This is a genomic window from Thermus caldifontis (assembly GCF_003336745.1).
Taxonomy (GTDB): Bacteria; Deinococcota; Deinococci; order Deinococcales; family Thermaceae; genus Thermus; species Thermus caldifontis.
In genome coordinates this window covers 69,620-78,917 of the sequence record NZ_QGMX01000007.1, presented here as the reverse complement: position 1 = coordinate 78,917, position 9,298 = coordinate 69,620, and the positions used below count along the sequence as shown (strand labels likewise).

The 9,298-nt window shown below is 66.1% G+C and carries 8 protein-coding genes and 1 pseudogene; 3 read left to right on the top strand and 6 right to left on the bottom strand.

All coding sequences use genetic code 11. From position 1 onward, the window contains the following. The first annotated feature begins 114 nt into the window (after nucleotides 1-114). Nucleotides 115-495 carry a secondary thiamine-phosphate synthase enzyme YjbQ gene (locus DK874_RS08270; protein ID WP_114313545.1) on the top strand — a complete coding sequence of 127 codons (381 nt, stop codon included), beginning with the start codon at nucleotides 115-117 and terminating at the stop codon, nucleotides 493-495. On the opposite strand, the gene DK874_RS08265 is transcribed toward DK874_RS08270, so the two are convergent. Genes DK874_RS08265 through DK874_RS08255 form a run of 3 tightly spaced genes read right to left on the bottom strand, consistent with a single transcriptional unit; the run spans nucleotide 492 to nucleotide 6,054 of the window. Next, nucleotides 492-2,672: a RelA/SpoT family protein gene (locus tag DK874_RS08265; RefSeq protein ID WP_162798756.1), complete on the bottom strand. Its 2,181-nt coding sequence runs from the start codon at nucleotides 2,670-2,672 to the stop codon at nucleotides 492-494. The two genes, DK874_RS08270 and DK874_RS08265, sit on opposite strands and share 4 nt — an antisense overlap. Nucleotides 2,673-2,692: 20 nt before the next feature. After that, on the bottom strand, nucleotides 2,693-4,996 hold the full coding sequence (locus DK874_RS08260; RefSeq protein WP_114313543.1) for a coiled-coil domain-containing protein: 2,304 nt from the start codon (nucleotides 4,994-4,996) through the stop codon (nucleotides 2,693-2,695). A 2-nt stretch (nucleotides 4,997-4,998) separates the two neighbouring features. Beyond that, complete coding sequence (locus DK874_RS08255) at nucleotides 4,999-6,054, bottom strand: mechanosensitive ion channel family protein (RefSeq protein ID WP_114313542.1); 1,056 nt, start codon at nucleotides 6,052-6,054, stop codon at nucleotides 4,999-5,001. A gap of 33 nt (nucleotides 6,055-6,087) precedes the next feature. On the opposite strand from DK874_RS08255, the gene hemQ reads away from it, so the two are divergent. Both hemQ and DK874_RS08245 read left to right on the top strand, forming a co-directional pair. Beyond that, on the top strand, nucleotides 6,088-6,840 hold the full coding sequence (gene hemQ, locus DK874_RS08250; protein ID WP_114313541.1) for a hydrogen peroxide-dependent heme synthase: 753 nt from the start codon (nucleotides 6,088-6,090) through the stop codon (nucleotides 6,838-6,840). After that, nucleotides 6,840-7,331: a chlorite dismutase family protein gene (locus DK874_RS08245; protein ID WP_114313540.1), complete on the top strand. Its 492-nt coding sequence runs from the start codon at nucleotides 6,840-6,842 to the stop codon at nucleotides 7,329-7,331. Before hemQ ends, DK874_RS08245 begins: the two co-directional genes overlap by 1 nt. Here the strand turns inward: DK874_RS08245 and DK874_RS08240 are convergent. The 3 genes and pseudogenes from DK874_RS08240 to DK874_RS08230 all read right to left on the bottom strand — a co-directional run. Beyond that, a complete protein-coding gene (locus DK874_RS08240; RefSeq protein WP_114313539.1) occupies nucleotides 7,328-7,942 on the bottom strand; it encodes a PepSY-associated TM helix domain-containing protein in 615 nt (204 codons plus the stop codon). The genes DK874_RS08245 and DK874_RS08240 overlap by 4 nt on opposite strands. Further along, nucleotides 7,920-8,459, bottom strand: coding sequence for a DUF2271 domain-containing protein (locus tag DK874_RS08235; RefSeq protein ID WP_114313554.1), 540 nt, complete (start codon nucleotides 8,457-8,459; stop codon nucleotides 7,920-7,922). Before DK874_RS08235 ends, DK874_RS08240 begins: the two co-directional genes overlap by 23 nt. A 132-nt stretch (nucleotides 8,460-8,591) precedes the next feature. Then, nucleotides 8,592-9,038: pseudogene (locus DK874_RS08230) on the bottom strand (FAD:protein FMN transferase); the annotation flags it as partial. Nucleotides 9,039-9,298: the final 260 nt, after the last annotated feature.

Below are 9,298 nucleotides of genomic sequence, written 5' to 3'. Positions count from 1 at the left end.
ATCCGCAGCCATGTCCTGCTGCAAATGGCTGGGGTGGAGCTTTAAGGTAGCAAACGAAGGTATCTTAACCCTTTGCTTAAGGGCCTGGCTTTACTGGCCTCGTATGCTAAAGGGATGAAGGCCATCCGGATCCCCACACCCAAGGAGGGCCTGGTGAACATCACCCGCCAGGTGGAAGAGGCCTTGGCGGGGCATACCGGCCTAGTCTACCTCTTCGTTCCCCACACCACCTGTGCCCTCACCGTGCAGGAGGGGGCGGATCCCGATGTGGCCCACGACCTCTTGGCCCGCCTCGAGGAGCTGGCCCCCAAGCTCCACCCCAAAGACCGGCATGGGGAGGGGAACTCCCACGCCCACCTGAAAAGCCTCCTCACCGGGGTCCACCTCCTCCTTCCCGCGGAAGGGGGGAGGCTCAGGCTTGGCCGCTGGCAGCAGGTGTTCCTGGCGGAGTTTGACGGGCCCAGGATGCGGGAGGTCTGGGTGCGGCTCCTCTAGACCCAGCGCACCTCCTGCACGCTTCTCACCCCCCTTAGGGCCTGGGCCAGGGCTTCCCGCTCCCCATCCTGCACGATGAGGCGGAGGCGGATGCGGGCCATGGGGCCCAGGATCCGCGTCTCCGAGCCCAGGGCGCTTTTGCCCGCTTCGGCCACCACCTGCATCACGTCCCTCAGGAGGCCGGTGCGGTCCTGGGCCAGGACCTCGAGGGTGGCCACCTTGCCCCCCACCCCCTCCCAGTAGGCCCCCATGACCCGGTCGGCCTCCGGTCCCTGGAGGATCCGGCGCAGGTTGGGGCAGTCCGCCCGGTGGATGGTAACCCCCCGGCCCCGGGTGACGAAGCCCAGGATGGCGTCCCCCTTCATGGGCTCGCAACAGGAGGCCAGGCGGATGGGGGCCTGGAGGTCCTGTTCCAGGCGGATCCCCCATTCGTTCTTGGGGATGGCCTTGGGTTTTTCCGGTTTCAGGAGGGCCTTGGGGTGAAGCTTCTCCGCCACCTGTTTGGGGGTGATGCGGTTCAGGGCCAAGGCCAGGTAGAGCTCCTCGGGGGAAGGGGCGAGGCCCAGCTTTTTGGCGGCCTCCTCCAGCTGGCTGTCGCTGGGCTTGGGGAGGCTCCGGCGGTTCAGGTAACGCTCCAGGAGGTTCTGTCCCCGTTCCAAGGTTTCCTGGCGCTCCTGGGTGCGGAAGTACTGGCGGATCTTGCTCTTGGCGCTACGGGTCTTGGCGAACTCCAGCCAGTCCTTGGAGGGGTGGGCGCTTTTGCTGGTGAGGATCTCCACGATCTCCCCGTTTTGTAGCTCGTAGGAGAGGGGAACGATCCGCCCGTTCACCTTGGCCCCCACCATGTGGTGCCCCACCTCGGTGTGGATGTGGTAGGCGAAGTCCACGGGGGTGGCCCCCTTGGGCAGGTTGATGATCCGCCCCTTGGGGGTGAAGACGAAGACCCTGCCCCCCAAAAGGTCCCGGGTTACCGCCTCCACGAACTCCCGGGAGCTGCTAAACTCCTGCTGCCATTCCTGGATGCTTTTCAGCCAGGAAACCCGCCTCTTCAGCTCCTCGGGATCGGTGAGGCCCTCCTTGTAAAGCCAGTGGGCGGCGATCCCGTACTCGGCCACCCGGTGCATCTTTTGGGTGCGGATCTGCACCTCCAAGGGGAGCCCCTCCAGGGCGATGACCGTGGTGTGGAGGGACTGGTAGCCGTTGGGCTTGGGCACGGCGATGTAGTCCTTAACCCGTCCAGGGATGGGTTGCCAAAGGGCGTGGACCAGGCCCAGGACGTGGTAGCAAACCTGCTTTTCCCTTAGGGCCCTACCCTCCTCCGTGGGGGCGGGCTTGGGGTCCAGGATCACCCGCACCGCCAGGAGGTCGTAGATCTGCTCCAGGGCCTTCCCCTCCCGCTCCATCTTCTTCCAGATGGAGTAGAGGTGCTTGGGCCGGCCCGTCACCTCAAAGCCCTGCAGCTGGGCCTGGAGGAGCTCGTCCTGGCGCAAGGTTTCCTCCAGGGCAGCCATGGCCTTCTGGACGATGCGCTCCCGGGCCTCCTGGGTTTCCTGGATGCGGGAGAGAAGGGCGTGGTAGGCCTCGGGGTGGAGGTAGCGGAAGGAGAGGTCCTCCAGCTCCCACTTCAGCTGCCCCATCCCCAGGCGGTGGGCCAGGGGGGCGTAGATCTCCAAGGTTTCCTGGGCGATGCGCCTTTGCTTCTCGGGGGGCATGTGCTCCAGGGTGCGGAGGTTGTGGAGGCGGTCCGCCAGCTTCACGATGATGATGCGCACGTCCTCCGCCATGGCGATGAACATCTGGCGAAGGTCCTCGGCCTTCCTTTCCTCCCCCTCGAGGTTGGCCAGCTTGTAGAGCTTGCTGACCTTGGTCTCCCCCTCCACCAGCTTGCGCACCCCTGGGCCAAAGCGCTTTTCCAGCTCCTCGGGGGCCACCCCGCAGTCCTCCAGGGTGTCGTGGAGGAGGCCTGCGGCCACGGTATCCGCATCCATGTGCAAGGAGGCCAGGATCTCCGCCACCGCCACCGGGTGGGTGATGTAGGGCTCCCCGCTTTTTCTCTGCTGGCCCCGGTGGGCCTCCTCGGCAAAGAGGTAGGCCTCCCGCACCTTTTCCCGTTCCCCTGCTGGAAGGTAGTCTAGAAGGGGTGCAAGCTTGTCCCAAAGGGCCGAAGCGGTTACCACTATTTTTCAGTGTAGCACCCCTAGGAGGCGAGTTCCAGGAGGAAGGCGGACAGGCTGGACCTTTCCAGCAAGGCCACCAGGGTGCGGCCCTTTCTTGGGGCCAGGACCAGGGCCTTCTCCCCCAGGAGGATGGCCGCAGGCCCCCGGGTCTGGCCTAGGCTTTTATCCAGCCCGTCCAGGGCCTGGACCAGGGCCTCCAGGGGTTCTTTGGGCAGGGGCAAGGCCTCCCCCAGGTAACCCAGCACCTCCACCCCGGGAAGGCGCAAGGGGGAGAGGTCCGCCTCCAGCTCCCCTGGGGAAGCCACCTGGGACCCGGAGGGCGCGGCCTGGGCTTGGGCCCTTCCCCCGTCCAAGACCTCCAGGAGGGCCTCCAGGTCCTCGCCCTTAATCTCCTGGAGCACGGCCTTGGCGGCTTCCCGCTCCCTTTCCAGCTCCCGGAGAAGGGCCTCCGCCTGGCCCAGGGTCTTCTCCACCTGGAGGAGGCCTTGGGGTCCTAGGCGGGGAAGCTTTTCCTGAGCGCTTTGGAGCACCGGCAGAAGAGCCCTCAGGCGGCGGCTCGTTTCGCTTTGGAACCCCTCGAGGCGGAAGTAGCTTTGGAAGAAGGCGGTGAGGCGGGTGGTGAGCTCCTCCCGCTTCACCTCCATCCGCCGCTTTAAGGCCTCCAGGGCCCGGGCGATGGGGGTGGGGTCGGGGAGGGGCTTGCCCTTTTCCTCGGCGATGGCCCGCAAGACACCCTCTCCTCCGAAGCCGCGGAAGCGCTCCGCCAGGGCCTGGAGGCGGCCCAGTTCCAAAAGGGCCTCCTGCCGGGCCTGGGCCTTGGCTTCCTCGAGGCTCTTTTGCAGGGCTCCCAGATCGGGAAGGCCTCCCTGGGCCAGGAGGGTTTCCGCCTCTGCCACCTTCTCCTTCAGGCCCAGGGCCAGGGCCTCGGGCTTTAGGGCCTCCAGGGCCTTGGCCGCCTGGCTAAGCTTAGCCCTTAGGGCGGCCTCCTCCCCTTGGGCCTTGAGGAGCTGGGCGTAGCGGGCCCGCACCTCGGGAAGCCTTTGGGGAAGGGCCTCCAGGGGAAGGGCCTGCAGTTCTTCCAGAAGCGGGCGGAAGGCCTCGCCCTTCTCCTTTAGCTCCTCCACCAGGGCCTCTTTCTCCTGGAAAAGGCGCTTCTCCTCCTCCGCCTTGCGCCGAGCCTCCGCCTCCAGGCGCCTAAGCCCCTCCTCCAGGGGAAGGAGGTCGGGGTAGCCCCCCTCCTCCAGGGTTTCCTCCGCCAGCTTTAGGGCCTGTTGCAAGGGGAGCTTGGCCTCCTCGGGAAGGGAAAGGAGGCGCAGGGCCTCCTGAAGCTGGATCAGCCGGGCCCGCTTTTCCGCCCGCAGGTTTCTCCCCGCCTCCTGGAAGGCCTCCTCCAGGGCCTTGAGCTTCTCCCCCACGGGGGTGCCCGCGTCCAAGAGGGCCTGGACCTCGGCGAGAAGGGGGCTTACCGTGGCCCTTTCCACCAGGGGCGCATAGCGGCTTAAGAGTTCCTCCAGCCTGCGCTTTTCCTCCTCCACCTCCAGGGCCAGGATCCGCTGGCTGGCCTCCTGGGATAGGGCCTCGAGGTCCACCAATAGCTCCCCTTCCAGCTCGGAGGCTTCCTCCACGGTGAGGAAGACGTCGGTGGGGTGGGAAGGGGGCGGGGTTTCCTGGGTTTCAAAGACGATCTCCGGCAGGGTGGGGGGCTTGACGGCGCTGGACTCCAGGAACTTCCGTAGCTCCAGGGCCAGGCTCCGGGCCCGCTCCACCTCCGCCTGGGCCAGGATGCCCTCCCCCTGAGCCTGGCGGATGGTTTCCACCAGGCTCTCCAGCCTGCGCACCTTGGGCCCTCCCAGGTGGCGCACCCTTTCCAGGGCCTCCTCCAGGTGGGCCAGGTCCTGGGCCTGGCGCAGGAGGGCTTCCTCCAGCTTCTCCCCCAGGGCCTCTAAAAGCTCCTCCCCCTCCGCCAAAAGCCCGGGGTCCGGGGCCTGGCGCAGGCGGTTCAACAGGGCCCGGAGGCGGGCCACCTCCGGCCAGTCCACGTAAAGCCCGAAGCGTTTCAAGCCCTGTTCCAGTTTGGCCAGCCTAGTCCCTTGGCCTTCTATCTGGGCCAGCACCCCCTCCACCAACCGTCTGGCCTCCTCCGGACGCATGCGGGCCTGGAGCTCGCGGTACACCAGGCCCTTCAGGAGGTGGGCCCCATCCGCCGGGGTGAGCTCAGAAGGCCCTTTGCCCAGGCGCTTTAGCCCCTCCTCCAGCACCGCCTCGGCCCTGGTGCCCAGGTGGGGGCGGAGGGCCTCCAGGATGGTCTTGTAAACGTCCGGCATCCTTACGCTCCCTTCTCCAGCCTAAGGGGTTCGCCAAAGTAGAGCTTCTGGTGGGGGTAGGGGATCTCGATTCCCTCCCGGTCCAGGCGGTTTTTGATGCGGCGGCGGAACTCCCGGGCCACCGCCCACTGCTCCCCAGGCTTGGTGCTGAAGAGGACCCGGATGACCACGGCGCTTTGGTCCAGGTTCTGCACCCCCAGGACCTCAGGGGGCTCGGTGAAGCGGTCCTGCCACGCTGGGTCTTGGTGGAAGCGGGCCACCTCGTCCTGGAACACCGCCAAAACCCGGTCCAGATCCTCCTTGTAGGCCACCCCCACGTCCACCACCGCCCGGCTCCACTCCTGGGTGAGGACCGTCACCTGGCGCACCTCGGAGTTGGGGATGAAGTGGACCCGGCCCTCCAGGTCCCGCAGGACGGTGACCCTCAGGTTGAAGCGTTCCACCTTACCTCCCACCCCGCCTATCTGCACGATATCCCCCACCCCATACTGATCCTCCAGGAGGATGAAAAACCCGTTAATGAAATCCCGAACCAGGTTCTGGGCGGCGAAGCTTACCGCTAGGCCCACCACCCCAGCCCCCGCCAGGAGAGCGGTGACGTTAAAGCCCAGGTTGGAGAGCAAAAAGAGCCCACCCAGGACCAGGATGGCGATCCGGAGAACCGACTCCGCCACCACCCTTAGGGTTTTCCGCCGCACCGCCTCCCGGGTGAGCTCCCCTTCCGGCTCGGGTAGCTGGGCCAGGAGGAGGGGGATGAGGCGGTAGGCCAGGAAGGTGAGGGCGGCCACCGCCAAGATGGCCAAGCCCCGGCTTCCCAGCCACCCCACCAGGGCTTTCCCCCAGGTGGCCAAGGGCTCCAGGGGCCAGGCGAGGGCGTGGGCCAGGTAGCTTAGGGCCAGGAGGGCCACCACCCCCCACCAAAGGAGGCCCAGGAGCTGGAACAGCCGGTCGTCCCGTTTTGTGGGCGTTAGGCGCCCCAGGGCGTTCAGGGCCCTGGCCCCGTAGCGGCCCAAAAGCCAGGCCAGGAGAAGGGTAAGGCCTACGTGTAGGGCCACCATGCTGGGAGTATATCCCGAGGGTATAGTGGGGGCATGGGAGGTTACATTCCCGAGCCCACCTTTACCCTCGAGGGCTGGCACATCCTCCACGACTTCCGCCACCTGGACTACGCTGCTTGGTTCTCTGCTTCCCAAGGGGAGCGGGAGGAGGCCTGGGCGGAGCTTCGCGCGATCCTGAGGGAGTGGGAGGAGGTGGAGGCGGAGGGCAAGGGGTCCTTTGGCGTGTACCAGGTGATCACCCACAAGGCCGACCTCCTCTTCCTGAACCTTCGGGAGAACGTGGACGCCCTTTTGGCGGTGGAGACCAGGCTTAACCGAAGCCTCTTCGCCCACTACCTAAGCCCCGCCTACGGGTTTTACTCCGTGGTGGAGCTGGGAAGCCAGACCGGTCCCCTGGACCCCGAGGCCCCCTACGTCAAGCCCCGCCTCACCCCTAAGGTGCCCAAGGAGGGGTATGTCTGCTTTTACCCCATGAACAAAAGGCGACAGGGCCAGGACAACTGGTACCTGCTCCCCGCCAAGGAGCGGGCGGAGCTCATGAAGGCCCATGGGGAAACGGGAAGGAAGTACCAGGGGAAGGTCCTGCAGGTGATCAGCGGGGCCCAGGGCCTGGACGACTGGGAGTGGGGGGTGGACCTCTTCAGCGGGGATCCCATCCAGTTCAAGAAGATCGTGTACGAGATGCGCTTTGACGAGGTTTCCGCCCGCTTTGGGGAGTTTGGGCCCTTTTACGTGGGAAAACACCTTTCCCCGGAGGATCTGGCCCGGTTTTTGGGGGTGGGCTGATGCCTCTCCTTTGGTCCTTTGGGCTCTTTCGGGTCCTGCCGGAGTTCCGCCGCCTCGAGGCGGAGGGGCAGGAGCACCTTAAGGAGGAGTTGGCCGAGCTCCTCGGCCGCTGGCAGCAAAGGGAAGGGTTCTTGGCCGTCTACAGCCTGGTGGGGCTTTCCGCCGAGGCCGATTTCCTCCTTTGGCAAGGGGCTTCCCACCCCAGGGCCCTCCAGGCCTTAAGGCGGGAGCTAAACCGCACCCGGCTCATGGGGTTTGTGGAGCCCGTGGCCCTTTACCTGGACCAAGGCGAAGGGGAGCCAGGGGAGGGCTTTTTGGCCCTTTTCCCCTTCGGCCTAGAGGGAACCCCGCCCGCAGGGGCAAAGGTCTTCCAGGGGGAAAGCCTCCTGGCCCTGGAGGGGCCCTTTGAGGCCCTCTTTCCCCTGGCAGGGCGGGAAGGGGGCCACCTGGCCGCCCGCCGCACCCCGAGGGAGGCTTTGGACGAGCTTTAAAGGGAGGCCCAGAGGGCCAGGCCCCCGAAGAGGAGAAGGCCCAAAAGCAGGGTGAGGAGGGCCGCGCGTCGGGTTTTGCGCAGAAAGAGGCTCAGAAGCAGGCCCGTGAGGCTCACCAGGGTCAGGAAGAGGGCGGAGAGATCTATGGCCCACTTCCAGGCCCCTGGAGTATCCCGGCCCTTGTGCAGGTCGTTGAGGGCCGCCACCAGGCCGGCCTCCGTGATGCTTAGGGTGTACACCCCCGTCTTTAGGTCCACCTGGGCATCGGCGCCATACCCGGGAGCCCGGAAGGAGAGCCAGGCCTGGGCCCTGTTCTGGCCGTACTCGGAAACCCGCCCCCTGAGCCCGAGGGCCCGGAGGTCCTCGGCAAGCCTCAGCCAGTTCACGGTCTCCCCCTGCAGGTAGGGGGCATCAGCCAGGGTGCCGGTGAGCTTTCGCACCCGCCCTTCCCCGAACCACTCGGGGTGGTTCAGGGTGAGGCCGGTGAGGGCGAAGAAGAGGACCGCCATTAGGGCCAGCATGGAAAGGTAAAGATGAAGGACCCGGGCCCAGGAGTAAAGGCGGGCTCTGAGGGGGCTAGCTCCGCTCCTAGGTTTTCCTGCGGTAATCAAGGCTCACCTCCTTAAGCTCCCCTCTCAAGGGGTAGGTTTTCTGGAAGGGCCTGTCCCCAATCTCCACCCTTTCCCGGAAAAGCTCGTAGGGGCCATGTTCCCGGGCGTACTCCACGCACACGTAGTAGCTTCCCTGAGGCACGGTGCGGTCCCACTCGTCCAGGCCATCCCAGGCCAGGGTGTACTGTCCTGGGGGGCGGGTGGGGCCGGAAAGGGTGCGCATGGCCTCGAGGCTCCCCAGGGTAAAGTAGCGCCGGAGGGCGTTCCACCACCGTTCCCCCTTCCCCGGCATGAGGAAAAGCCCTAGGGTGCGGACCAGGTTCCCCCTCTCGTCCTCCACGTAGACGGCCACGTATGGGGCCCGGTAGCGGAACCCTCCTCCCTCGTAGGCAAAGCGGACCCTGAGCTCCATCCCTTGCGGCCAGGCCTTGCCCTGGCCCTTAACCAACCCCAAGGCCAAGGCTCCGCCCAGCACCCTCCGGAAAAAGCTTCTACGACTGTAATAACGCTTAAGCATCCCTTCCTCCCTAAGCTCTGGGCTCGGTACAGGGCCATCGGGGGTGAAGAGGATTCCCCCGGCTCCAAAGCTTCTGAGCACGGAAAACCCTTCCTTCCCCAGGAGAAAGAGGGCCTTGGTGAGGCCATCGGCCAGGAGAGCGCTAGGGGCGATCACCGTGGCCTGTATGGCTGTTAGGGGACTTACCGGAGCTTTCCGCTGGGGATCTAGAAGGTGGAGCCCCTTGTGCCGTAGCCCGCTGGTGGCCACGCCCCCTTCCCTCAGAAGCAGGATCCAAGAGGGCTTGGCGTTGTCGGGGCCCTGAGGATCCTCCACCGCTACCTCCGCCTTCCCAGGGCCCAGGCGGGCCAGGTCCCCGCCCAGGTTCACCAAGACGGACCGGGCCCCCGCTTGGATGGCCGCTTGGGCCGCCCGGTCGGCGATGTAGCCCTTGGCCAGGCCGTCCAAGTCCAGGGGAGCCAAGATGTCGACCTCATCTCCCCGGAAGCGCAAGGCTTCTCCGCCATGGCGAGGGGCCGGGTGGAAGGCTCCTCCCGTGGCTTCCTGAAGGGCTAGGGCCGTGGCCAACACCTCCCGCATCTCCGGGCTCGGCCAACCTCCCCCTTGGTGGACCAGACGGGTGAGCTCGCTTTCCCGGTGGCGGCTGAAGAGGCCCTCGAGCCTTTGCACTTCCCCCAGGATGACCTGGAAGACCCTTTGCGCCTTCCACGGGGGTACGTGAAGCTGAACCTCCAGGAAACTTCCCAGGATGCCTTCCCACCTGGCCCCGTACCGGCCCATGCTCTAAAGGGTAGGTAAGAGGGGTTAGGGTAGCGTTAGTCCCCATAACCTTGGCCTAA